This window comes from Cupriavidus sp. 96C5-1 (genome assembly GCF_057798855.1).
In genome coordinates this window covers 128634-152356 of the sequence record NZ_JBYOJU010000005.1, presented here as the reverse complement: position 1 = coordinate 152356, position 23723 = coordinate 128634, and the positions used below count along the sequence as shown (strand labels likewise).

Annotated in this window: 31 protein-coding genes and 1 tRNA gene; 16 read left to right on the top strand and 16 right to left on the bottom strand. The window is 63.8% G+C overall.

Features of this window, described 5'->3' with window-relative positions; all coding sequences use genetic code 11:
• Positions 1–53: 53 nt before the first annotated feature.
• The 5 genes from AC3FOF_RS09130 to AC3FOF_RS09110 form a co-directional block, all read right to left on the bottom strand.
• Complete coding sequence (locus AC3FOF_RS09130; protein ID WP_488726398.1) at positions 54–590, bottom strand: hypothetical protein; 537 nt, start codon at positions 588–590, stop codon at positions 54–56.
• 204 nt (positions 591–794) lie between these two features.
• Complete coding sequence (locus AC3FOF_RS09125; RefSeq protein ID WP_488726397.1) at positions 795–1229, bottom strand: HNH endonuclease; 435 nt, start codon at positions 1227–1229, stop codon at positions 795–797.
• A 421-nt stretch (positions 1230–1650) separates the two neighbouring features.
• A complete protein-coding gene (locus AC3FOF_RS09120) occupies positions 1651–2304 on the bottom strand; it encodes a hypothetical protein (protein WP_488726396.1) in 654 nt (217 codons plus the stop codon).
• A 72-nt stretch (positions 2305–2376) separates the two neighbouring features.
• A complete protein-coding gene (locus AC3FOF_RS09115; protein WP_488726395.1) occupies positions 2377–3432 on the bottom strand; it encodes a hypothetical protein in 1056 nt (351 codons plus the stop codon).
• A gap of 369 nt (positions 3433–3801) precedes the next feature.
• Complete coding sequence (locus AC3FOF_RS09110) at positions 3802–4116, bottom strand: DNA-binding protein (RefSeq protein ID WP_488726394.1); 315 nt, start codon at positions 4114–4116, stop codon at positions 3802–3804.
• A 210-nt stretch (positions 4117–4326) separates the two neighbouring features.
• Between AC3FOF_RS09110 and AC3FOF_RS09105 the strand changes: the two genes are divergently transcribed.
• Complete coding sequence (locus AC3FOF_RS09105) at positions 4327–4563, top strand: hypothetical protein (protein WP_488726393.1); 237 nt, start codon at positions 4327–4329, stop codon at positions 4561–4563.
• On the opposite strand, the gene AC3FOF_RS09100 is transcribed toward AC3FOF_RS09105, so the two are convergent.
• Complete coding sequence (locus AC3FOF_RS09100; RefSeq protein WP_488726392.1) at positions 4529–4780, bottom strand: hypothetical protein; 252 nt, start codon at positions 4778–4780, stop codon at positions 4529–4531. The two genes, AC3FOF_RS09105 and AC3FOF_RS09100, sit on opposite strands and share 35 nt — an antisense overlap.
• Positions 4781–4787: 7 nt before the next feature.
• Entirely contained in the window at positions 4788–5036 is a 249-nt protein-coding gene (locus AC3FOF_RS09095; protein ID WP_488726391.1) for a hypothetical protein, read from the bottom strand.
• 70 nt (positions 5037–5106) lie between these two features.
• On the opposite strand from AC3FOF_RS09095, the gene AC3FOF_RS09090 reads away from it, so the two are divergent.
• The 11 genes from AC3FOF_RS09090 (at position 5107) to AC3FOF_RS09040 (ending at position 11187) form a co-directional block, all read left to right on the top strand.
• Positions 5107–5772, top strand: a complete 666-nt coding sequence (locus AC3FOF_RS09090; RefSeq protein WP_488726390.1) for a S24 family peptidase — start codon at positions 5107–5109, stop codon at positions 5770–5772.
• A gap of 133 nt (positions 5773–5905) precedes the next feature.
• The gene (locus AC3FOF_RS09085) at positions 5906–6037 is read left to right on the top strand and encodes a hypothetical protein (protein WP_488726389.1); all 132 of its coding nucleotides are present in this window, start codon (positions 5906–5908) and stop codon (positions 6035–6037) included.
• Between the two features lie 8 nt (positions 6038–6045).
• Positions 6046–6552, top strand: coding sequence for a hypothetical protein (locus AC3FOF_RS09080; RefSeq protein ID WP_488726388.1), 507 nt, complete (start codon positions 6046–6048; stop codon positions 6550–6552).
• A 113-nt stretch (positions 6553–6665) separates the two neighbouring features.
• Entirely contained in the window at positions 6666–6917 is a 252-nt protein-coding gene (locus AC3FOF_RS09075) for a hypothetical protein (protein WP_488726387.1), read from the top strand.
• 9 nt (positions 6918–6926) lie between these two features.
• Complete coding sequence (locus tag AC3FOF_RS09070) at positions 6927–7316, top strand: hypothetical protein (RefSeq protein ID WP_488726386.1); 390 nt, start codon at positions 6927–6929, stop codon at positions 7314–7316.
• Positions 7313–7717, top strand: a complete 405-nt coding sequence (locus AC3FOF_RS09065) for a hypothetical protein (protein WP_488726385.1) — start codon at positions 7313–7315, stop codon at positions 7715–7717. The genes AC3FOF_RS09070 and AC3FOF_RS09065 overlap by 4 nt, the downstream gene beginning before the upstream one ends.
• A gap of 15 nt (positions 7718–7732) precedes the next feature.
• On the top strand, positions 7733–9889 hold the full coding sequence (locus AC3FOF_RS09060) for an H-NS family nucleoid-associated regulatory protein (RefSeq protein ID WP_488726384.1): 2157 nt from the start codon (positions 7733–7735) through the stop codon (positions 9887–9889).
• Position 9890: 1 nt separating this feature from the next.
• Positions 9891–10358 (top strand): hypothetical protein, encoded by a 468-nt coding sequence (locus AC3FOF_RS09055; RefSeq protein ID WP_488726383.1) that lies wholly within the window; start codon positions 9891–9893, stop codon positions 10356–10358.
• Positions 10359–10392: 34 nt separating this feature from the next.
• Positions 10393–10689 carry a hypothetical protein gene (locus AC3FOF_RS09050; RefSeq protein ID WP_488726382.1) on the top strand — a complete coding sequence of 99 codons (297 nt, stop codon included), beginning with the start codon at positions 10393–10395 and terminating at the stop codon, positions 10687–10689.
• Positions 10686–10877 (top strand): hypothetical protein, encoded by a 192-nt coding sequence (locus AC3FOF_RS09045; RefSeq protein ID WP_488726381.1) that lies wholly within the window; start codon positions 10686–10688, stop codon positions 10875–10877. The genes AC3FOF_RS09050 and AC3FOF_RS09045 overlap by 4 nt, the downstream gene beginning before the upstream one ends.
• Positions 10870–11187 carry a hypothetical protein gene (locus AC3FOF_RS09040; protein ID WP_488726380.1) on the top strand — a complete coding sequence of 106 codons (318 nt, stop codon included), beginning with the start codon at positions 10870–10872 and terminating at the stop codon, positions 11185–11187. Before AC3FOF_RS09045 ends, AC3FOF_RS09040 begins: the two co-directional genes overlap by 8 nt.
• 23 nt (positions 11188–11210) lie before the next feature.
• On the opposite strand, the gene AC3FOF_RS09035 is transcribed toward AC3FOF_RS09040, so the two are convergent.
• Positions 11211–11462 carry a hypothetical protein gene (locus AC3FOF_RS09035; RefSeq protein ID WP_488726379.1) on the bottom strand — a complete coding sequence of 84 codons (252 nt, stop codon included), beginning with the start codon at positions 11460–11462 and terminating at the stop codon, positions 11211–11213.
• Between the two features lie 35 nt (positions 11463–11497).
• Between AC3FOF_RS09035 and AC3FOF_RS09030 the strand changes: the two genes are divergently transcribed.
• Together AC3FOF_RS09030 and AC3FOF_RS09025 are read left to right on the top strand one after the other, a co-directional pair.
• Positions 11498–12043, top strand: a complete 546-nt coding sequence (locus AC3FOF_RS09030) for a DUF1643 domain-containing protein (RefSeq protein ID WP_488726378.1) — start codon at positions 11498–11500, stop codon at positions 12041–12043.
• Positions 12044–12161: 118 nt separating this feature from the next.
• Positions 12162–12488: a hypothetical protein gene (locus AC3FOF_RS09025; RefSeq protein ID WP_488726377.1), complete on the top strand. Its 327-nt coding sequence runs from the start codon at positions 12162–12164 to the stop codon at positions 12486–12488.
• 53 nt (positions 12489–12541) lie between these two features.
• Here the strand turns inward: AC3FOF_RS09025 and AC3FOF_RS09020 are convergent, their stop codons facing one another.
• The 7 genes from AC3FOF_RS09020 to AC3FOF_RS08990 form a co-directional block, all read right to left on the bottom strand.
• Entirely contained in the window at positions 12542–13354 is an 813-nt protein-coding gene (locus tag AC3FOF_RS09020) for a hypothetical protein (RefSeq protein WP_488726376.1), read from the bottom strand.
• A gap of 106 nt (positions 13355–13460) precedes the next feature.
• A complete protein-coding gene (locus AC3FOF_RS09015) occupies positions 13461–14393 on the bottom strand; it encodes a site-specific integrase (protein ID WP_488726375.1) in 933 nt (310 codons plus the stop codon).
• 263 nt (positions 14394–14656) lie between these two features.
• Positions 14657–14743, bottom strand: a tRNA-Leu gene (locus tag AC3FOF_RS09010).
• A gap of 256 nt (positions 14744–14999) precedes the next feature.
• Positions 15000–16307 carry an MFS transporter gene (locus AC3FOF_RS09005; RefSeq protein WP_488726474.1) on the bottom strand — a complete coding sequence of 436 codons (1308 nt, stop codon included), beginning with the start codon at positions 16305–16307 and terminating at the stop codon, positions 15000–15002.
• An 83-nt stretch (positions 16308–16390) separates the two neighbouring features.
• Positions 16391–17725: an amidase gene (locus AC3FOF_RS09000; protein WP_488726374.1), complete on the bottom strand. Its 1335-nt coding sequence runs from the start codon at positions 17723–17725 to the stop codon at positions 16391–16393.
• Positions 17722–18399, bottom strand: coding sequence for a DUF2848 domain-containing protein (locus AC3FOF_RS08995; RefSeq protein WP_276263754.1), 678 nt, complete (start codon positions 18397–18399; stop codon positions 17722–17724). The genes AC3FOF_RS09000 and AC3FOF_RS08995 overlap by 4 nt, the downstream gene beginning before the upstream one ends.
• 60 nt (positions 18400–18459) lie before the next feature.
• The gene (locus AC3FOF_RS08990) at positions 18460–19158 is read right to left on the bottom strand and encodes a GntR family transcriptional regulator (RefSeq protein ID WP_488726373.1); all 699 of its coding nucleotides are present in this window, start codon (positions 19156–19158) and stop codon (positions 18460–18462) included.
• 400 nt (positions 19159–19558) lie between these two features.
• Here AC3FOF_RS08990 and AC3FOF_RS08985 point away from each other — a divergent pair, with 400 nt between their 5' ends.
• On the top strand, positions 19559–20398 hold the full coding sequence (locus AC3FOF_RS08985; protein ID WP_488726372.1) for an IclR family transcriptional regulator: 840 nt from the start codon (positions 19559–19561) through the stop codon (positions 20396–20398).
• 33 nt (positions 20399–20431) lie between these two features.
• Here the strand turns inward: AC3FOF_RS08985 and AC3FOF_RS08980 are convergent, their stop codons facing one another.
• Positions 20432–21679: a Zn-dependent hydrolase gene (locus AC3FOF_RS08980; protein WP_488726371.1), complete on the bottom strand. Its 1248-nt coding sequence runs from the start codon at positions 21677–21679 to the stop codon at positions 20432–20434.
• A 305-nt stretch (positions 21680–21984) separates the two neighbouring features.
• On the opposite strand from AC3FOF_RS08980, the gene AC3FOF_RS08975 reads away from it, so the two are divergent.
• Entirely contained in the window at positions 21985–23586 is a 1602-nt protein-coding gene (locus tag AC3FOF_RS08975; protein WP_488726473.1) for an ABC transporter substrate-binding protein, read from the top strand.
• Positions 23587–23723: the final 137 nt, after the last annotated feature.

The window sequence follows — 23723 nt, the reverse complement described above, 5'->3', positions numbered from 1 at the left end:
TACGGGCAGGCCATAGGCCGTATCCCACTCTCGCAGCTCGGCGGCCGGCGGCGTCAGACGGTCGACGTGCTTCTTGGTGCGGCGCGCCCGCTCGCGGCGCTCCGTTCGCTTTGCGCGTGGGCCAGAAGATCGCCGAACAGGTCGTCCTGCTTGCCCTCCTCGCCCATCTTCGCCTTCGCCATCACGGCCGATGGCAGGCTCAAGCATGCCTCCGGCAACCATTTGAGCAACTCCTGTTTGATGTCACGCGCGGCGTAGTACAGCGGATGCGGCTGGCTGTAATCGCTTTTCGGCGACTTCTGCAGAATCGATCCGCTGTTGCCAGCGATGAAGTTCTGCAGCTCGAGTTCCGTCTGGATGTACTGGACGAACGTCTTGCAGATGATGGTGATGGCAATGCCACCGGTCCGATGCGGCAACCCTTCATCACGAAGCACCGCACAGATGTAGTCCCACACCTTCCGCTCCCGCGGCGAGAGTTGCGCGCCAGGCGGCGGCGCGGGAGATCGGATTTCCTTACCACCGGCACCCACCGGACCAATGGCTTCCCCGCCTCCGGCGACCGGCGTATCGGCGTCTTCATGACCCATACACGGCTCCTATTCGCTGCGCCCACCAAAAACGCCAATCGGCTTGCTTTTCTGGGCTGTACGAGGCGGATACGTCGACCCCCCCCCTCTCTGAAAATGGCCCGTCGATAAAACGAGCCTGAATGCACGGTCCGGCGCCGGGTCGGCCCTGGACTTTTCACCCCCCCCTGCCTGCCGGGGGCGCGCACTCCCACCCCCGGCCGCTCACCGCCGGCGGCCCGGCATCACCCACGCGCCGCCGACCCATCGACCCGTCACCGCGCCAGCCTCGGCGACTGGTGCTGCGCCCCGCTCGCGCAACGTCTTCGCCTTGTGACAATCACGATTGATCGCCTGCAGGTTGTCATCGTCATCCGTGCCGCCCCGAGCCTTAGGGATGATGTGGTCTACTTCCTTGGCCACACGGATACGACCCAGGGCCTTGCACTCGGCGCACTCGCACAGACCAGCGGCACGCCGAAGAATCCGCTTCCGCGTCTGCTCCCACTCACTGCCGTAGCCCCGCTCCTGCCGAGTCCCGCGCTCGGCATCGCTGCGCCAGCCGCCGGAGGGCCGGGCATGCGCATCGCAGTAGCCCGGCTTGGCAATCGTGATGCCGCAGCTCGGGTGGCGACAGATGGACGGTGGGCGCGGCGGCATCAGTGCACCAGGGTGCGCCAGTAGGCGCGGAGACGAGAGCGGGTCAAGAAGTAGTGAACGGTCCAGGCAAGGGCAAGCTCTTCCTCGGTCTTACCCGTGAGCCACATGAACACTCGGACGATGGATTTACGCATAGCGGTCCCAGAAAAGAGTTGGGCCAGCGCGCACGCACCGGCCCAAGGAGAAAGGCCCGCTTTCGGCGGGCCAAGGAGACAACTGCAACGGGATGCTGCGGCAGGCGCGGAAATGAAAAAACCCCGAGGCTTTCGCACTCGAGGCTTTGGGTATTCAAAAAATCAGGGCGAATGCCCTCCCACACAAATCGCCCCAGCTCTTCTTGCTTTTTTGATATGTCCGGGGCACGGGATTGCACGACTAACGCGCGGTGCCAGCGATGGGTTGGATGATAGTCGCGCTTTTTTTATTTTGCAAGGACCCGGAGTTGGCCCCGCATGCGCTGCCTCGTATCGCCATCGCACGCATCGAGCAGCGCCAGCGCCGCCATCAGGCGTGCGGCCCAGTGCTGCCGGTAGGTGTCGAGCGGCAGACCCAGCGCATGCGCCCGTACCGCGTCATGGCACTGTGCCCACGCACCCGGTGCTGACCTTGCTCCGGCCAGCCTGCGTCGACGATAGTGCTGCAGGCCCGAGCCACCGCATACCGCGCAGGAGTACACACGCATTCCGAGCGGGTGGCCAGGGTCCGGCGTCGACCCAACCACCCGGCCATGACACACATCGCAGCGCTGCCCCACCCATTCCGCAATGGCCCGGCGCGCCAGACGCGTGAACACATCGCCATCCTCGGTCTGCGCTGGCCGACGATCACGCATGCCACGACCACCGCGCCCCGGCTTGAGCGCGGTGCGCACACGCTTGGCCAGCAGCAATACGGCCCGCGTCATGCTGTCGCTGGTCATGGCATCACCATAGCTCATGCGCCAAAGCAATGCACCCAGTTCGTCGGCTGCCGCCAGCGCCCCAAGCATTGTCTCCGAATTGACGCCCGCGTCAGCGAGCTGCCCACGTGCATTCATTGCCACCGCCATCTTTTCCCGCACGTCAATCTGCTGCATGCCATCCATCCCCTGATTTGCCGTCCAATCGACCCATGCCGCTGCCCTGCGGCAGCGCTGCATGTACCACCATCATTTCCCCCAATCGCCGCGCCGGCTCGGCGGCGGCGCGACCATTGCCTTCCACTGCCCGCGCGGCAGCGGCTGCGCCGGAATGTGTGCCACCTTGGCCTGGTGCGCCGCCTCATGAGCGGCCTGATTCAGCCACACTAACTCGCGCTTCCTGGCCACCTCGTCGGCGTGGACCGGCTCCCAGTTGGGCAACTGCGCCTGCGTGATCAGCCAGCTGAGGTATCGCCACGGCGCCTTGATGCCACCGGCCGTACATTCGCCCCTCCATTCGTCTAAAACGCGCTGGCCGAGCTTCGCGCCCAGCGGGCGCAGTCTTCGTGCAAGGTAGGCCCGCTGGCGGTCCTCCAGACCTACTGGCCACGCCAGATGCGCCTGCCACCGAACGATGGACTGCGCCCCCTTCTCTGATTTCAGCTTTTCCCCACCGTGCTGTGCCAGCCCGTGGCGTTCCTCTGAGAGCCGCTGCGCTTCCGTCGCGCCGGGTGTTTCGTCGCCTTGGGTTTTATCGTCCTCTCGCACTGCAGGTGCGGGAGGGTCGATTGCCTTTCCATCCTCCTCTCGCTGCAGGCGAGAGGGGGTAGGGGGAGAGGTTTTTAATCCGGACTCCGGATGTGGGGCGGCTTTCGGCGTTCGGGGTGTTTTTGCTGGAGCCTGTTTTCCCTTGCCAGGACTGGCTTGACCGGGATCTGCGAGGTAGGGCGGACCCTTGGCGGCTTTTTTTTGCGCGCAGTTATCCGTATCGGCGAGCACGCAACGCAATACGAGCTCACGATGGCCACCCTCCTTGCGCACCAGCCCAAGATTGACCAGTTGATCCACGATGCGCCGGATCTGGTCACGGCTATATGCGAAGAAGCGAACGCCCTGGCGAGCATGGCGCTCGGTCCATTCCTTGATAGCCTGGTAAGAGATCGCCACGGTGCGGCCCACCACACCTGTGCGGAAATCCATGCGCGGACGGATGCCCATGACATAGACGTTGACGGCATCCGCGCCAGCGCCGGCGAGCGCGGTCAGTTCAGCACCGGTAAGCTTGATAGAAGGCGGCGTCTTCATTGCGCGTTCTCGCCCCGCTCTACCCAGCTGGTCAGCTTAGCTGCGATATAGCCAAGGTCCCAGGCATGGTGATGTGTCGTGCCGCTCGAGTAAGGATTGGCAGATCGCTGGCCACCAGCGCGCGCAATGGCGCCGCCGGCGCACTGAATGTCATCGATGGATTGAATTGGATAGTCCATAGCGAAAAAACAGGGATGGCCGCGCGATGGCGGCCGTGGAAAGTACTTCGAGCGAGGGATGGAAACGACGGCCGCCCGCGTAGGAGCTTCTGCAGGCGGTTAGGCTGTTGCTGCAATGCGTTCCACCGCGCGGATCGGCATCCGTATATTGCCCAGCCGGCTTGCCGCAGATCGTTGCCAAACTGAATTGTCAAACGAGCCCCGTCAACTGGCGCCCACAGGCACCCATACTCAGGCGAGCGCACTCACAAGACGAGCCGATTTCGTTCCCGCGCGCCAGGTAATCCATGTAGCCCTTCGTGGTCACCACCAGGCCCAAAGAGTCCAGCATGGCGTTGATCTTCTCCAAGGTCACCCCGGCCCCGTTTGCGACCTTGTTGGGCATGGTTTCATCCCAACCAGTTGCATCGCAGAGAGCGCGGCGCTTGTCCGCATCGCGGCACGCGTTGCGCAATGTTGCGGTAAGTAGCGGCTCCCGCTGAATGAGGAATTCTCTGCCATTCATGGCCATTCCATCCCGTTCAAGAATCAAAGAATGCGGCGGAACCCACCCGCCGATACGATGCAGTCAATCGAACTGCCCCGGAGACTGCAATGGGATCCATCGAACCCCAACCTTGGGAGGGAATACCCTCCACTTCTTATTGGTGCGCACCCGCAATCGCGGATAATTCGAGCTCTCTAACCTTCTCAACCAACCACCAAAGGGGTACGCATGGAAGACACAATCAAGAATCTGCAGGCTCAAGTTGCAGCACTACAGATTTTCGCTATCGCACTCATCGACAGCCTGCCCGATGGGGCCGCTGGCAAGGCTGGGCAAGCATTCAATGACTTCGCGCTCATGAGCAACAGAGACCTCATCAATGTGGGCAAAGCCGACGAGGCAAAGCGCCTGATGGAAGCCGTGGAAGACATCAACTCTCGATCGCCTTCCCATCCGGCCCTGTAAGCCCGCGGCGCTCGGCCTCTTTAAGACCGCCAGGACAACCGCGCTCCTTCCAGTACTGGCTGAGCGCCCCGTGGGCTTGCCAGGTGCCGCCTGGATAGCCAACCGCTTTCCAGCGCTCACTTTCTATCCGAGTCGCCTCCTGCCGCTGGCGGCTGTGCTCGGCAATCGCCGGCCCGATCAGGAACAGCACGAAGCGGGCGTATAGGGACTTGATCATGGGTGATTCACGCTGGGTTGATTTGGGTTGCGTCATCGGGTTGCCCGGCAAGCAACTGATCGCCATAGAGGGCAAGCAACTTCTGCCCAGTATCCCAAGCGGGCATCCAAGGCCTCGTGGAGGCCCTCGCCGCTTCGCAGACGGATGCACGGGAAAGCGATAGGTGCCGGGCAATCTGCGCCTGCGATATGCCGCGCTCAAGCAGCGCATGCAAGATCGGGCGGAGGTCAGCAAGAATAGGCTTGTCAGTATCCATGCCGGCCATGCTAGTTGAACCTTACAACAACGTCAAGTACACCTAGCTGATGTTCGGCTAGTCTAACGCCATGAAAAAATTGTCTGATCGCGTCGGAAAGGTGCTCGCAACTACCGGCTGGAAGCCAGCAGAACTGGCAAGGCGGGCCGGTGTATCTCGGGCGTCTGTCGCCGCCTGGCTCAACGGCGACACCGTGAGCATGAAACCGGAGGTGGCCTCTCGAATCGAAGCCGAGAGTGGATTTTCCGCCATATGGATTGCAGCCGGTACCGGACCAGAAAAGCCAACCGCGCACACTATGCACTCGATGGCAGATAATCCAGACTACCTGCCGATCACCCGGGTCCAGTTGCGACTGTCCGCGGGAATCAGCGGATACACGATCGAGCCCATCAATGGCGAGTATGCCCCGATCTTCTTTTCTCGCCGGTGGTTTGAGTCCCGTGGCTACAAGCCGGAGAAGCTTCTGGCAATAAAGGTTGCCGGTGCCAGCATGGAGCCGGGGCTCTATGACGGCGACTGGGTTGTGGTCAACACAGCCGACATAAGTCCGCGCGAGGGCGATGTTTTCGCCCTGAACTTCGAAGGTGAGGACGTTGTAAAGAGGCTTTTTCAGACAAGCGGTGTATGGACTGCATCGTCAGACAATCGCGACCCACGGTACCGAGATAAACCTTTCACAGAACGGACCTTTGTTATAGGCCGGGTCGTTCATAAGCAGAGCGAACACATCTAAAACCTCAAGAGTCCAACCAGCAACACTGATCCCGCATCCGCGGGATTTTTTTCGTCCAAACGTTAGGCATAGTTGACACATCGCCTAACAGTTCGTAAGCTTCAACTTACTTAACTGTCAGGAGAAGCGAACCGTGAGCAAATCTCGCTGGATGAAAAGCATCGCCTACCTCGCCCTGGTAGCCGCCGCCTTCGCAGCCCACGCCTGCGCCGTCGATCTCGATGAGCAGGCAGCGCCCCGCGTCAACGCAACCCGCAGCGCGTGAGGCCGGCCATGAAACTCGATCACCGGAACGGCGTCACTAGGCCAACACCCTGGGTCATCATTGACGACTTCGGCGGGCAGCATAACCTCCACGATGAGATTTGTGATTTCGATGGAGACGCCGGTCTTGCGTATCAGAATCAGCACCCCATCAAGCGTAGCCGGCGCGAGGACCCCGACTTCTGCCGGACGTACTACACCTACCCGCGGCCCTTTTTCGTCCGCGAGAGTTCGACGTTCGCTAGCCCTTTTGGCATTAGCCTGGAATTGCCCCTCCGCGTCGACTTCAGGCTGCACCCGTTCTGGGACCATGAAGCTGGGGAGCCACGGTGGACTCAGGCGGAAGGCGCAACCATCGAAATTCAGGTGGTGCGCGTCGACGACTTTGACGTCTACCCTGCATCGACAGTGCTTGTCCGCGCTGCGCTAGAAGCTTTCTGCTGGGCCTACATCGACCTTGATAAGGCCAGGGAAACCGAGGACGCAAAGCGTAATGCGGAGGCTGGCCATGCCTGAGTCCTTCGTCCACCGCCTCGCCAACGGCTACTTTAGCCGTCACCCCATCCAGGGCATGGTCCTGCTGCTGATCGGCTTCGGCCTGGCCGGCGGCATCGCGCCGTTGATCTGACATGGCCGCGCGACGCCGCCCCGGCTGGGATATCTCCAACGCGCAAGCGCGGGCCGAGTTCATTCGCTTGAACGGCCCAAGCGATCCTGCATACGTCGAAGAGCAGATTCGCATCGACTACATCCGGGACAGCCTCGCTCTCACTCTGGCGGAACACCGCCGCCGACTGCCGCACCAGCCTCACCCCGCACGCCGCCAGCACGGCCCCACTGGCCCCGACTGGAAACAACTTTCAGCCAACGACCTCGACTGAGGAGAACCCATGTTGATAGGACTCACCGGCCCGGCAGGCGCCGGCAAGGACACTGCCGCCGACTACATTGTTTCTGCCCACAAATTCGTTGCGGTTGCGTTCGCGCAGACGCAATGCCCGTCGTGGGATCAGACGCTTAATGGCTTGCAGGAAGCAGGCATTGACGTAGTCGTAAAAGAGATCCGCTCGAATGTCGAGGCGGCAATCATCCGCGATCACGGAGGGTTCATCGTTCGCCTAGTCCGCACATCGGACGAACCCGGCTCACTGATCAGCGCGGCCGGCGTGCGCCTGCGGGAAACTGACCTCGAGATCCACAACGACGGTAGCCTCTTCCAGCTGTACGACAAGCTCGATACGGTCATTGGCGACGAGTCTTTTGTAGGAGCCGTATCGTGAATGCACCACGGCGCCCACGCATCCCGATGATGCCGCACAACCGCAAGCATGTAGAACTCACGTTCTACGCCGACCTGGCAGGTTTCATCGGCAACCCCACCCCTCTTGCCTACAACCGCCTGCTGCGCACCATCGACGTTATCGGCTACGCCATGCAGGCGCAGGGGATTGCGGACTATGACATCCAGGTCCGCTCCGCGCAGCTGGCTATGGCGGCAGTGTGCTATCGCTGGGCGCGCATCGGCGTGCTCACGGTAACCCAACTCGACGCGCAGACGCTGCGCACCGCGGCGCCCTACATCGAGGCCGCGATCGGTCGAACCCGTCTCGACACTTTCACCACTGCCAACGCCATCGTCCGGTGCCAGATGCACCAGGCCGGCGTGGCCCTTGCTGACTAACCCACTGGAGCCACCATGCCCCAAGCCCAACCCGGCGAACTTCTTTACATCCAGGCCGCCAACCTCATCGTCTCGCCGCGCAATCGCCGTAGGCGCCGCCACACCAAGATCAACCAGCTTGCTGCCTCGATACTCGCGCACGGCTTGATCAAGAATCTGTCCGTGATCGAGCATGTCAGCCGCAAGAAAAATGCGCCATCGCATGAGGTAGTCGATGGCCGTGGCCGCCTTGAAGCCATTCACATGCTGATGGCTCGCGGTGACTTACCCAAGACGCATGAAGTCTTGTGCAAGCTCGAAGCCCCCACCAATGCCGAGGAAATCAGTATCGCCGCCAACATGCACGAGGCGATGCATCCGGCCGATGAATTCGATGCCTTCCGCGATATGGTCGACGGCGGCAGCACCACCGAGGAAATCGCCGCGCGCTTCGGCGTGACGCCGCTGGTCGTGCAGCGTCGCCTGAAGCTGGCCAACGTGTCGCCCACCCTGGTGCAGTCCTACCGCGACGACGAGATGAGCCTCGACCAGTTGATGGCACTGGCCATCACCGACGATCATGCCGCACAGGAGCGCGTCTGGAAGCGCGTCAAGGACCTGCAACCGTGGGAACAGACGCCAGCGAAACTGCGTGCCGACCTAGCCATGCCTGGTGCCATCAATGCCAAGACCAACCGCCTGGCACGGTTTGTCGGCCTCGACGCATATGAGGACGCGGGCGGCCCAGTGCTGCGGGATCTGTTCAGCGACGGCGGCGGCTTCATTGGCGATGGCGAGCTGCTGAAGCGCCTCGCACAGGAGAAGCTTGGCGAGTCGGTCGAGGCCGTGAGTGCCGAGGGTTGGGCATGGGTGGAAGCGCAGGACAGTTTCAATTACAGCGATGAGGCGGAGTACGGGAAGAGCCAGGCCAAGAAGCGCGCCCTCACCGACGAGGAAAGCGCCGAGCTAGCGACGCTCAAAGCTCGCGCCACCGAGTTGGACGAACGCAACGAACGCCTGGACGTGGAAGACGAGGAACTGCTCAACGAACTGGGTCAGGTCGAAGCGTTGATTGAGGCCATCGAAGCTAGCACCGCGACGTACACCGACCGCCAGAAAACGAAGGCTGGCGTCATCGTCACGATTACGCACGACGGCGAGCTGCAGATCCACCGCGGCCTCATCAAGCCAACCAAGGGCAAGGCGAAGGGCAAGGACCTGCGCGCCAGCGATGACGATGGAGAGAACCAGGGCACCGGCCAGGGCGGCGCGCCGGAAGAACCGACCGAGCGACCGATTTCCGAAAGCCTGACGGCAAAGCTCACCGCCCACCGCACTGGCGCACTGCAGGCGCTGGTCGCCGGATCGCCGGCCGTCGCCCTGGCGGTCCTGCTTCACGCTCTGGTGACGCAAGTGTTCACGAAGCTGGATTACCGCTGGCGGTACCACTCGCTGGCGAAGATCCAGGCAAGCGATCAACGCGGCATCATCCAGCGCGCGGCCGACGATCTGGTGGCCTCCCCTGCCTGGCAAAGCATGGAGGCCAGCATCGCCCGCTGGGAGGATCGCCTTCCGGGGGAGGACCAGGATCTGTTCGTCTGGCTGCAGGCGCTGAGCCAGGCCGACCAGCTCGACCTGCTGGCCGTGTGTGTCGCCCATACCATCGATACGCAGGCCACACGTGAAGACTCGGCAGTGCATGGGCACGCGAACCAGCTCGCGGCCGCCGTCGACCTTGACATGGCTGACTGGTGGCAGCCCACGGCCGGCTCCTACCTGGCCAGCGTACCCAAATCTCGACGGATGGAAGCCGTCCGCGAGGCGGTTAGTGATGAGGCCGCCGCCAGCATCAGCACCATGAAAAAGGACGCCATGATCGGCGCGGCCGAGCAGTACCTGGAGGGCCGCCGCTGGCTGCCGGCTGTTCTGCGTCAACCAGGCGCAGCGGCCGCCCAAGAGCCTTGCCGGGAGCCCGCCGACGCGTCCGGCTCCGAGCCTGGTGGGGAGGCTGCCGAAGAGCCGAGCCCGCCGCCGCGCGAGCCGGTGGTACGCCTTCACCCTGTGCGGTATCGAGACGGGGCCGGCAACACCTGGAGTGGCCGCGGCAAACAACCGGCATGGGTGAAGGCCGCGCTCGCGAACGGCCAGACCCTGGACGAGTTGCTCGTTGAGCCTGCCGCCGAGGAGGCCTGACATGGAACACCTTGACCTTCTCACCATGGCCACCAATGCCGGTGGCATTCCCGAAGGCCGCCAGAGCGTGCGCCTGCGCACCGAGCATCTGCACCATCTGGCCACCCGAATCATCCGCGCTGCCGGCGCGGTGCGCACACAGATTGAGCCGGTGCCGGTCGTGCGTGGCATCCAGGGCTACTTCTACCATCCGGCCCTGCCCGAGAAAATGGGAGACGGCTTCCGGCTCGATTGGTTTGCCTATGCCAATGGGCTAGAAGCCAAGCCCGTTGCCATGGACGAGGACGAGCTCACCTCGGATGCCCTGGACCGATACCAGAGCGACCACAGTGCCGGCGACTTCTCCGGATGGACGCCTCGACCTCCGGCCGGTAAGGGCTGGTTCTGCTTGGCCATCTATGACACCGAGAACGGTCCGCACGCGGTGTTTGTGCGGCAGCCGCAGCATAAGGAGTGCAGCCATGCCTAAGCAATGTGACTGCCTGATCAGTTGCGGTTGCAAGATGCTGACGACCAGCAACAAGCCAGCCGATCTGCTGCACCGTATCTGCACCATCGCAGGCCTTTCTTCGGAAGATGCCGAGTATCAGAAGCTGTTCGATGTCCTTGTGGCGGCGCAACCGAGCGCCAAGGCGCTGACGGATGAGGCGATCATGGAGATTGCGGATAAGCACGGGTGGGTCATCAAGCAGACCGGCCGCATGGAATGGCTGGTATGCAGCACCAATACGCCATCCAACATGCTGGCGCTGGCCCGCGCCTTCCTTGCCGCAGAGCAGCCGCAGGAGATGCCGAAATGATCTGCACCAACTGCTACAAAGACGATGGGTTCGACCAAGACCTGACAAGCCTGCCGGTCAGAACTGTCGTAAAACTGTGCTCCGTATGGCTGTGCGATGAATGCATGGATGAGCGTGAGGCCATCGACGTCGCCATGAGCGCCACACCACCAGCAGCCGCAATCGCCAAAGGAGAGGGTCATGACTGAGAGCGCAGAGCGGCTGGAGCGCTGGATCGATTTGTTGATTGGCATCTCGAATCCAGATGGCGTCGAAGTTGTCATTGCCGAGATGCGCGGAATGCTCGCATCGCACCGAGCGCCCACAGTGGGTCATTGCGCTGCCGGTGATGCTTGCGTGTGTGGCGGCGATACGCAGCGAGTACGCGAAGGCTGCGGGAACTGGAGAGCCGCTCCCGCAGCGCCGACCCCCACCGCCGGCCGCCACCTCGACGGCGTGCAGCACGATGGATTCCCGGAGAGTAAAGGTCCCCTCAGCGACGAAAGGGGCTCACGATGACCAGGGCTGCAGATGTCATGACCCTACCCGTTGCCAACCTCGGCCCCATCGCTCTTCCCTTCAATTACCCGATGAGCGAGGTCAAGAAGGGCGCCATAGGCAGATTCCTCGCTTGCGGGCATTTTGCGCCACGCCGGAACGAACCTCCGGCCAACGTCGACGCCATCCTCGCTCGAAGTAATGACAATCTCGCCGGCCCACGTCGCCCCACCAATCGGGGTGTAGACCTGTACGTGAATCTTGTGGCCCTTGTAATAGGACAGATAGCTCGGCATTTCCGTCTCCACCGTGGTTTCCGAGGAATCCTAGCATGAAGCACCTGACCACCCAGACCATCGACGGCGAAGCCGGCGCCATCATCTCCGACTGCGAGCAGTACCGCTATCGCCTCTGGCGCGAGTGGGATGGCAGTCGCCCGGCCCTGGGCTTCATCATGCTCAACCCGTCGACCGCCGACCACCAGGTCAACGACCCGACGATCACCCGGTGCCTGCAGCGCGCACTTGCCGTCCGCTACGGGCGCCTGGAAGTGGTGAACCTGTTCCCGCTGCGCTCGACGGACCCGGACGGCCTGCTGACTCACCCGGCGCCGCTGGGCGACCGCCCTGACCGCAACGAGTGCGCCATCATGGACGCGATCGACCGATGCTCGCTGGTGATCTGCGCCTGGGGTGCACACAAGGCGGCGCCGGCACGCGCTGCGGAGGTGCTGCGGATCATCCGCATGTGCGGGCGCGGCGCCCTGCTCCATCACCTCGGCCTGAACCAGGACGGCAGCCCGAAGCACCCTTTGTACATCGCGGCGAAGGTCCGGCCGCAGCCCTTTACCCCTAGCCTTGACGGACCATCAGACTAGCAACTACATGCGTAAAACGCATTTACCCATGTGATGAGTAGAACCAGGAAAGCAGTGGAAGCAGCAGTACAACGAATTATCGAATTAACCCGCCGGGCTTGGCGGATTGGAGAACAGCATGAGTGAGTCGGACCTGATCGAGCGCCTGGCTGCCGCGGTGGCCGCCCGGGTAAAGCCTGCGCTGCCCCTGGCAGTCCAATTGTGGAACCTGGAGATGATCGGCGCCTACCTGCAGCGCTCGCCGCGCGTCGTGGGTGAGCGCATCGTCACGCTGCCCGATTTTCCCAAGGCTATCCGCCTCCCGGCCGCACGCGCGAAGAAGCCGGGCATCGAGGACGAAAAGGACAAGGGCAAGAGCCTGCCACTCTGGAAGGCATCTGAAGTGATCGCCTGGACAGAGGGGCACCGCGGCAAGGTTGTCGGGCGCCCTCGCAGAGAAGACTAGATGGTGGATGGGCCTCCCCAAACCGGCCCGATGTTTCGTGACTCGCGATGCGCCTACGTCATTCCGGGCAAGCCGACGAAACATGGGCCGATCATTTGGTCAAGCTCGACCCCCAGGTAGGTATGGGAGCTATAGGGTTCACCATTGCGGCGGGGGTTAATCGAAATGAAAATCTCGACGTGCGTACCACGTGTAATGGCGAGTTGCACAGCACCGCCAATTGAATTGAATCGACTTTGCTGGATAACATCCTCCAAAACACGCCGAGGATTCCGCCACCAGATCAATTCTCGCAGGGGCAAGCTTCTTCGTGCCTCGGCCACAAGAGTTTGCATTTCCTCCTTGTAATCGCCGAGATATAGTACGGCATCATCCGGAAGACTGTCGAAGCGCTCAATCACAAGAGAAAATCGGCCTTCACTTATAAGAGGCCGGATCTTGAATGCCTCTAGATCGCCGCCACGCGGACTGCGACCGAACACCGCGACTTCTGCCACAGTTTTTTCATTGACCGAAGTCCAGTTGACCGACACTGTATAGCGTTGCAGAAACTTCGAGATGAAGGCCGTAATCTCCTCCAAACTAGGTAACCCACCCTGAGTTGAAAGTCGAGCCAGAAGCGGTGAAATGGCGAGCACTGTGCTATTCGCGATCAACGTGGATCCAGAAAAAGCGAGCCCTATTGAACCCTCATAGCATAAAGTGTCAAAGAATCCCCCGCTGACAGGTGGCTTAAAACATCGCACGGCAACAGAAAAGATTTTGGGGGCTTCGTCAGTGAAGACGGCGGTTTCTGATTTACTGATTCTCGTATCCGATGCGGCCCAAAATTCGTCCTGATCAGATTCACGGTTACGCCAAATCATTACGCAAGTCACTGTCGCGCCTCCCCAAAAATTATGCTCGCATCTTGCCTACGGCTTGCAGCCCAGTGGGGCCTGACCCCAAGAGTCAGAACACCGCCTTCCATCCCTAGCCAAGTATGGCAGCAATGTCCGACGCCGACTCGTTGTAGTAGGTCATCAGCTCATTCAGGTCCGTGTGCCCGGTCATCCGGGCCAAGGCCAGCGGCTGCAGCTTCTTCGCCAGGCGCGTGATTGCCTCGTGCCGGGTATCGTGGAAGGTCAGGTTCTTAAGGCCGGACCGATCACGCCCCTTCCGGAAAAGCGCATCCCTGCTCTTGTCCGACAGATTGAACAACGGCGTGCCGGCATCAACCGCCGGCAGCAGTTCGAGCAGTTCAATCGCCCGCAAGGACAAGGGAACGTCGCGCGCGCCGCCGTTCTTGGTCAACGGCAGATGCGCCACCTTGGCCACCTTGTCGACCGTCATGCTGGTGAGCCCCAATATTTCGCCAGATCGCATGGCAGTCTCGATGGCGAACAGGAAGGCGACAGCCACGCGCTGCACCGGCAGCTCGACCGGCAGCCCCTCTCGGAACCCCAGCGACTGGACGATCAGCCCTGCCTCAGCGTCCGTGATGCGTCGCTCCCGCGGCGGGCTGTCCGGCGGCCGGCTTACCGTCTTCATCGGGTCGGTCAGCAGCAAGCCCCACTCGTCGCGTGCCACCTTCAACGCGTGCGACAGCAGCGACATCTCACGGGATACCGAGGCCCCTGCCACCTCCCGCTCCCGGGCGTCCCGCCACGCCGTGATGTGTTGGGGCTTGAGGTCTATTAGCCGGATGTCGCGGAACAGCTTGCCCTCGATCTCCTTCCGGCCGATCAGCTCAAGCCGCAGGATCTCCCACCGGCTGCCCCGCTTCTTCGGGCTGACGTCCTTTTGGTACTTGTCCAGGACATCGCCAACCGTGTGGGTCTTGCTTCCCATCCCCGACTCGATCGAGCGCATTTCTGTCTCGCGCTTGGCCGCCCAGGCCTGCGCCTCCGCCTTCGTGTCGAACATGCGGGAATCGCGGACGCCCTTCACCTTCACCTGCGCGCGCCATCCTGTTGCGGACTTCGTAAAGTGTGCCATTTCGTGGGGCCGAACGTGGGGCCGTTATGGGGCCGGAGTGCCGATTATAAGTGAAATGGGAATGTGCAGAGTGCAACGAGGCGATTGCTGCGAATCGCCTGCCAAGCCTTGTGTGGCTTAGCTTTGCGGGCTGAAGTGATACGGAAATGCGGGAGGTGAAACGAGGCGTGTAAGTGATGCAAAAGAGACTTTGGTGCGAGGGAGGGGACTCGAACCCCTACACCATTGCTGGCGTCAGGACCTAAACCTGGTGCGTCTACCAATTTCGCCACCCTCGCAGTCCCTGCAGCACATCCCGGGCGGGAGGCCGCTGTGCTCGTTGACTGGCAAACGTGCGGGCAGCGTGAGCGATATCGCCAGGCACAAAAGCAAACAGGCGGCTGGAACTGCCCGCCTGGCTTGTGTTACCTGTGCTGCCGGCGCACTTTGCGCATGCAGCGCAACGAGGCAGCGGATTCTAGCGCAAAGCGCGCCGGGAATCCAGCCCCCTCCCCCTGTGCCGTTCCAGGAATCAACCAGTCCGGCACCGGGAAATCAGCGTTTCACCTTGATGAAGGCCAGCACCAGCACTGTGGCGCAGGCTTCCAGCGCGGCGACGAAGTACAGGCCGGACGAGAGCTGCCCGGTGCTGGTCTTGAACCAGCCGATCATGTACGGCGCGACAAAGCCCGCCAGGTTGCCGATCGAGTTGATCAGCGCAATGCCGCCGGCGGCGGCGGTGCCGGCCAGGAAGGCGGAGGGCAGCGACCAGAATACGGGGAAGGCGGCCAGGATGCCGACGGAGGCGATGGTCAGGGCAACCAGCGCCAGTACCGCGCTGTGCAGCCACATGCCGGTCAGGACCAGGCCCGCGGCGGCCATCAGGGTGGCCAGCGCGCAGTGCATGCGGCGTTCGCCGGTGCGGTCGGAGTGGATGCCGTTCCAGACCATGGCGATGGTGCCTGCAATGAAGGGAATGGCGGAGACCAGGCCGATCTGCAGATTCCCTTGTACGCCAAGCTCCTTGATGATGGACGGCGACCAGAAGGCGATGGTGGCGTTGCCGCTGACCACGCAGAAGTAGATGGCGGCGCAGATCCATACGCGGGTGTTGGCGAAGGCGTCGCGCAGCGAGGAGTGCTTGGCGGGGTCGCGGTTTTCGGCTTCGATCTCGCGGGTGACCAGGTCGCGTTGGCTGGCGGTGAGCCATTTGGCGCTGATGGGCTTCTCCGGCAGGTACATCAGTACGGCAATGCCGGCGAGTACGGAGGGAATGCCTTCGATCACGAACAGCCATTGCCAGTTGGCAAGGCCGTCCACGCCTTCCATGCTGCTCATGATGAAGCCCGCCAGCGGGCCACCGACCACGCCGGCGATGGCGAAGGAGGTCATGAACAGGCCGTTGATGCGCGCACGGCGCTGGGCCGGGAACCAGTAGGTCAGGTAGAGCACCACGCCAGGGAAGAAGCCGGCTTCGAATATGCCGAGCAGGAATCGCAAGGCGTAGAACTGCATCGGCGTCTTGACGAAGATCATCGCCATGGAGGCGAAGCCCCACAGGATGGTGATGCGGGCCAGCGTGCGGCGCGCGCCGATTTTTTCCAGCAGCAGGTTGCTGGGCACTTCGAACAGGAAGTAGCCGATGAAGAAGATGCCGGCGCCGAAACCGTACACGGCTTCGCTGAATTGCAGGTCTTGCAGCATCTGCAGCTTGGCGAAGCCAACGTTGACGCGGTCGATCCACGCCAGCACGAACAGGAAGACGAGGAAGGGAATCAGCCGTACCGCGATCTTGCGGTAGGCCTCGTTGCGCTCGGCCGGGGTGTGGGGTGCGCTCTCCACGGCACCAGGGGCGCCGGTCATCACGGTAGACATCGGTGGTACTCCTTGGGTGTTGATTGGCGGGGCCGCGCTGCATGGTCGCGGCCCTCGGTGCTTCGCCTGCGTTACCGCAGCCCGGCTTCAATGGCGCCGGCCACCTGCAGCACGCGCGCGTCGTTGCCGTGCAGGCCGCAGACGCCCAGGCCGATGCCCCGCTCCGCCGCCGGCAACGGCAGCGATACCGCGCAGCCATCGAGGAAATTGATCACGCTCGGGTTGCGCAGCACCAGGCCATTGGTGGCGAAGAAGGCGTCATCGGTCTCCAGCGCATCCAGGCGCGGCGGCCGTACCGCGACCGTGGGCATCAACCAGGCGTCGGCCTCGCGCAGCAGTTCTCCGGCGTGCGCCTGCATGGCGCGGCGCTCGGCCAGCAGCTCGATGTAGTCGGCAGCGCCGAGTTGCTCGCCGCGGCGGATGCGCATGGCTACGCGCTGGTCGTAGTCACTGCCGCGCCCGGCCAGCAATGGCTTGTGCCAGTGCCACGCTTCGGCCGCCGTCAAGCCGCCGCCGGCATTGATCTGCGGCAGGCGCTTGAGCTCGGGAAATTCGAAGGGGACGATCTGCGCGCCGAGCCGCGACAGCGCCGCCAGCGTCGCCTCGAAAGCCTGCGCGACTTCGGCGTCGAGGCCGTCGCAGACAAAGTCGCGCGTCACCAGCAAACGCAGCCCTGCCAGCGGCGCTGGCCGGCTGTCCAGCGTCTCGCCGCTGACGATGGCATCGAACGCCGCGCAGCAGGCGACCGAGCGCGCCAGCGGACCGGCGGAGTCGAGCGAGGTCGACAGCGGCACCGCACCGGCCAGCGGCACGCGGCGCGCGGTAGGCTTGAAGCCGGTCAGCCCGCAAAAGGCGCTGGGGATGCGGATCGAGCCGCCGGTGTCGGTGCCTAGCGCTGCCACCGCCATGCCGAGTGCCACGCTGACCGCACCACCCGAGGTGGAGCCACCCGCGATGCGCGCTTCGTCGAACGGAGTGCGCGGCGTGCCGTAGTGCGGATTCAGGCCGAGCCCGGAGAAGGCGAATTCGCTCATATTGGTGCGCCCGATCAGCACGGCGCCGGCAGCGCGCAGGCGTGCCACCACGGGCGCGTCGGCGCTGGCGGGGGCGCCGGCAAGCGCCTTGGAGCCGGCCCGGGTCACCTGCCCTTGCACGTCGAACAGGTCCTTGACGGAGACCGGCAAACCGGCCAGCGGCGATGCCACCAGCCCGGCGGTGCGGGACTGGTCGGCCGCGCGGGCGGCGGCCAGCGCGCCGGCGGCGTCGGCCTCAAGGAAGGCGGCGCCGCCGGCGTTGCGGTGGGCGTCGATGCGGGCCAGGGCCTGCTCGGTCAGGACCACGCTGGTGGTGCGTCCGGCAGCCAGGTCGGCGGCGAGCGCGGCGATGGTTGGCAGCGCGGCGCTCATGGGGCCACCGCCAGGGATGCCACGCGATAGGCATGGCGCAGCGTGCGCTTGCGCACCGGATCGTGCAGTTCCACTTCGAAGGCTTCGCCGCTGCCCAGCTCGCCGATCACGGCCTGCGTGCCGCAGAACATGGCGGTGCCGGCGGGCAGGCTGTCCGCGCCGGCCAGGCGCCGGATCAGGTCGCGCGGGTCGAGCAGGCGGGTTACCAGGCCCTCCTGGTACAGCTCGCGCTGGCCGTCGCGGGTGCGCCAGCAGCGCATCTGCAGCTGGTCCCAGTGCGCCGCCACGTCGGCGAAGCGCCAGACTTCCGTGCCCAGGGGCTTGGCGCACATCTGCTTGGAGACGGTGACGTCGTAGGCTTCGACCTTGCGGTCGGTGTGATCGGAGCCTACGCCGATATACATCGCGTCCTTGCCGGCCAGCAGCACGAACTCGATTTCACCGGAGGAATCCTCGCGCGGCACTTCCAGCAGCGTGTCGGTCGTCAGCAGCGAGGCGGCCAGCGGGTAGAAGCAGGGCACGGTCGAGGGCGGCTTGACGCCGATCTCTTCGAGCTCGCGGATGTGATGGTTGACGGCGTCGGCGTCGCGGCCGGTCCAGCCTGCAATGATGAGGCGCTGGATGTCGAGGACGAGTTCACCCTCGCCGGCGACCTGGAAATGGAGTGTCGGCATGTCTTGCTACCTGTTTACCTGTTGCGGAAAGATTGCGGGGAAATTGCTTGAAAATGGCGCTTAGATGGTCCGGATGATGTTCTTCCGGAATTCGTCGATGTGTTCGCGGATGGCCTCGCGCACCGCCGGGATGTCGCGCCGTGCCAGCGCGTCGATGATCGCCAGGTGCTCCTGGTAGACGTTCTCCAGGTGCTGGGGGTCGGACAGCGAGAGGAACCAGAAGCGCGCCTGCTTCTCATGCAGGCTGCGCAGCAGGTCGGCCAGCACGCGATTGCGCGAGGCGGCCGACATGGCGGTATGGAATTTGAGGTCGAGCGCGGCCAGGCCAGCGATATCGCGCCGCGCGATCAGCTCAGGCGAGCGGTCGACGATCTCGCGCATGGCCTTGAGATCGCTCTCATGGGCACGCTCGGCGGCCAGCGTGGCGCACAGCATTTCGTTGGTGGCGCGCACCTCGATCATGTCAAGCACTTCGTTGAGCGACAGCGGCGTCACCAGCACGCCCTTGCGCGGCATGATCGACACCAGCCCCTCCACTTCCAGGCGATGCAGCGCCTGATGGACGGGCGTGCGGCCGATGCCCAGCAAGGCGGAGACCTGGGCTTCGTTGAGCGGCTCGCCGGGACGGAATTCGCAGGAAATGATGCGCCGCTTGATCTCGGCATAGGCCTGCTCGCGCAGCGCGGCCCCGGAGGCCGCGCGCGGCGCGGGGGCAGCCGTGTCTTCGGCGCTGCCGACCAGCCGGATCGGGTTCGACATGATGCATTCCCATGACATTGAAGTTGCTGTGATACTAGTCTGATATTTCACAGAGCGTCAACACATCAAACATCGGGGTAAACACCGAAACTGGCGCGAATGCCGTCGCCCGCGAGCCACGTGCGCGTTGCATCCCCGCTCCCTGCCGATTGGGGGAATCAGCCCGCAAGCCTTGTCAGGAAACGATCTGCGGAGGGCAGCCTCGAGATGGAGGTGGGGATGCGGGCGACCAATTGACGATTTTTGTTCCCAAGGAACATCGCCCTCAATATCATTGTCCTGACGAATAAGTATCGATAATCGATATAGTCGTATATTGGTGCAGTATGCATTCATCGTGGTGCGGGCCATCCCAGCGATGGTGCCGGCTACCGGAATACGAACGCCTCGGAACGTGAAGATGACCAGGGAAACGAAACAGAAAGACAGCGGCGCAAGCGCCTCGAAAGCGGGTACAAGCGGCGAACAAGCCACCCGTCCCGATCCGTTGTTCAACCAGTCGCTCGAGAAAGGGCTGGAAGTGCTGCGCGCCTTCAGCGCGGTACATCGCACCCTCACGCTACCCGAACTGGCCGGGCTGACCGGCATGAGCAAGAGCTCGGCGCAACGCACCGTGCATACGCTGGAGACGCTGGGCTACATCGGCAAGCACCCGCAGACCCGGCGCTTCCGGCTGACGCCGAAAGTGATGGAGATCGGCTACAACTACCTCTGCGCCGACGCGCTGATCCAGGCCGCCAGCCCATACCTGTCGCAGCTTGCGAACGCCAGCGGCGAAACCGCCAACCTGACCGAGCCGGTAGGGCTGGAGATGGTCTACGTGGCGCAGTTGATGACGTCGAAATACATCCCGGTGCTCACCCCCGTCGGCATGCGCATTCCCATGTACTGCACCAGCAGCGGCCGCGCGTATCTCAGCACCCTGCCCGACGAACAGGTGAGGACCATGCTGGAAGACTCCGCAAGGGTGGCGCGCACACCGGCCACGCTGACCGACGTGGCGGCGATCTTCGAGACGGTGGTGGCTTGCCGCAGGGTGGGCTACGCCTGCAACAACGAGGAGCTGTTCCTGGGCGATATGGGCCTGGGCGCTGCCATCGTCAACAGCCAGGGGCAGGCGGTGGGCGCGGTGCACGTGTCGCCGCCGGCCAGCCGCTGGAGCATGGCCGAGGCGCAGAAGAAGCTGGCGCCGATGGTGATCGAATGCGCGTGGGCGATCTCGCGTTCGATCGCCCACTGAGCATGCCGCGCAGCGGGGCGCGGGCGACGCGCCTCAGCGCGCGTGCTCGAGCATCGCTTGCAGCAGCACGTTGGCGCCGGCTTCGATATGCTCGGGCAGCGCGTCTTCCAGCTCGTTGTGGCTGATGCCGTCCTTGCACGGCACGAAGATCATGCCGGTGGGCGTGCGCTGCGCCACGTAGACGGCATCGTGCCCTGCGCCGCTGACCACATCCATATGCGGCAGGCCCAGCGCGGCCGCGGCGCGCCGTACGCTGTCCACGCAGGCCGGCGCGAACACGCAGGGCTCGAACTTCACCACCTGGCGGATCTCCACGGCCACCGCGCCGCGCCCGGCAATCTGCGCGAACGCCGCGCGCATGGCTGCATCCATGCGGTCCAGCCCCGCTTGCGACAGATTACGGAAGTCCACCGAGAAATCCACCCGCCCCGGAATCACGTTGCGTGAGTTCGGCGCGACCTGCACGTAGCCTACCGTGCCGCGCCCGTGCGGCGCCTCGGCAACGGCGATGCGATTGACTTCGTCGATCATGCGCGCCGCCGCCAGCATGGCGTCGTGGCGCAGCGCCAGCGGCGTGGGGCCGGCATGGGCGTCCATGCCGGTCACGGTCACGTCATACCATTGCTGGCCGAGCGCGCCGGAGACCACGCCGATCGGCAGTCCGGCGGATTCCAGCACCGGCCCCTGCTCGATATGCGCCTCGAAATAGGCGGCGAACATGCCGCCCGGCACTTCGCCGACAGCTTGCTCGCCCCGATAGCCGATCCGCTCCAGCGCCTCGCCCACGCTGATGCCGTCCAGGTCGCGCTGGGCCCGGATGAACGCCGCCCCGAACACGCCCGCAAAGGCGCCCGAGCCCATCATCACCGGCGTAAAGCGGGTGCCTTCCTCGTTGGTCCAGAACGCCAGCTCCAGCGGTGCACGGGTGACGATGCCGAGATCGTTGAGCGTGCGCATCACCTCCAGGCCCGCCAGCACGCCGAAATTGCCATCGAACTTGCCGCCCGAGGGCTGGGTGTCGATATGGCTGCCGGTTGCCACGGCGGCCGCATCGGGATCGCTGCCCGCGCGCCGCGCGAACACGTTGCCCACCTCGTCGGTACGCACGTCGAGCCCGGCCTCGCGGCACCAGCCGACCACCAGGTCGCGGCCCTGGCGATCCAGCTCGGTCAGGGCGATGCGGCACACGCCGCCCTTGGGCGTGGCGCCGATCTGCGCCAGGTCCATCAGCGATTGCCAAAGGCGTGCTGCGTTGATGCGGGGAAGATGTTGCTGGTCCATGTCGGGAGGCCGGTTGGTTGGGAAGACAGGCAGGAAAGAATCTCAACCCCAGCAAAAAGCAGGCCATCAGCGATGCGAAATGGCCCGGCCCATGTTCCATACATGCGGACTGTACCGGGGACCGCGTTCGAAAGCAGCCCACCGCAACTGGCATGTGAATTGCTTGACCGTATGCGTCTCCCCTCCCCCACCCAGGAGCTTTGCCCGTGACCGTCTTTTCTTCCTACGCCGTAAGCAACCTGAAATCCAGCCTCAAACCCGGCCTGAAGTCCGTCGCTGCCGCCGTTGCCATCGCCTCCGCCTCGATGCTGGCCCTGCCGGGTACGGCAATGGCCGAGAAAGTGCTGCGCATCGGCATGACCGCGGCCGACATCCCGCGCACGCTGGGCCAGCCCGACCAAGGCTTCGAAGGCAACCGTTTCACCGGCATTCCGATGTACGACGGGCTGACCCAGTGGGATCTTTCCAAGGCCAACGGCCCCAGCCTGCTGATCGCGGACCTGGCCACGGAGTGGAAGGTCGACGCCAAGGACAAGACCAGATGGATCTTCAAGCTGCGTCCCGGCGTGAAGTTCCACGATGGCTCGCCCTTCAACGCCGACGCCGTGGTGTGGAACGTGGGCAAGGTGCTCGACAAGACCGCCCGGCAGTTCGACCCCAGCCAGGTTGGCGTGACCGCCTCGCGCATGCCCACGCTGCGCTCGGCCAGGAAGATCGACGACCTGACGGTGGAACTGGTCACGTCGGAGCCCGATTCCTTCCTGCCCTATAACCTGACCAACCTCTTCATGGCTTCGCCCGCGCAGTGGGACAAGAAGCTGGCCGCGGTACCGGCCTCGGTGACCGATCCGGCCGAGCGCGCCAAGCAGGCATGGGTGGCCTTTGCCGCCGACGCGTCCGGCACCGGCCCCTTCAAGATGAGCCGCTTCGTGCCGCGCGAACGCCTGGAGATGGTAAAGAACGCGCAGTATTGGGATGCCAGGCGCGTGCCGAAGATCGACAAGGTGGTGATGCAGCCGATGCCCGAGGCGAATGCGCGCACCGCCGCGCTGCTGTCGGGCCAGGTCGACTGGATCGAGGCCCCGGCGCCGGATGCGGTGGCGCAGATCAAGAGCCGCGGTTTCGAGGTCTATGCCAATGCGCAGCCGCATATGTGGCCATGGCAGCTGTCCTTCGCGCCCGGTTCGCCCTGGCTCGACAAGCGCGTGCGCCAGGCCGCCAACCTTTGCGTCAACCGCGCCGGCCTGAAAACCCTGCTGGGCGGCTATATGGCCGAGGCCAAGGGCGTCGTCGAGCCGGGCAACCCGTGGTGGGGCAATCCCAGGTTCGACATCAAGTACGACGCCAACGCCGCGCGCAAGCTGATGCAGGAAGCCGGCTACTCCGCCGCCAGGCCGCTCAAGGTCAAGGTGCAGGTCTCGGCTTCGGGCTCGGGCCAGATGCAGCCGCTGCCGATGAACGAATACGTGCAGCAGAACCTGAAGGCGTGCTTTATCGACGTCGACTTCGATGTGGTCGAGTGGAACACGCTCTTCACCAACTGGCGCCTCGGCGCCAAGGATCCGAGCGCGCACGGCGCCAACGCCATCAATGTGAGCTTCGCGGCGATGGACCCGTTCTTTGCCATGGTCCGCTTCGTCAGCACCAAGACGCAGCCGCCGGTGTCGAACAACTGGGGCTACTTCGGCAATCCGGAATTCGACAAGCTGATCGAGACCGCGCGCACCTCATTCGAGGAGAAGCCGCGCGACGCGGCGCTGGCCAGGCTGCATGCCCGCATCGTCGAGGAAGCGCCCTTCGTGCTGATCGCGCATGACGTCGGCCCGCGCGCGATCTCGAAGAAGGTCAAGGGCGTGGTGCAGCCACAGAGCTGGTTCATCGACCTGGCCATCATGTCGATGGACTGAGCGGGAAGCCGCTGGCAAACAGCAGCCGACGCGCATGGCCGGTCCCGGGCCGGCCATGCGCAGCGCAACCAAGAGCATGCCCGGCCGGCACCCACCGGCCAGGCACCCCGCAAACCACGGAGGGCGCCCGCGCTTTC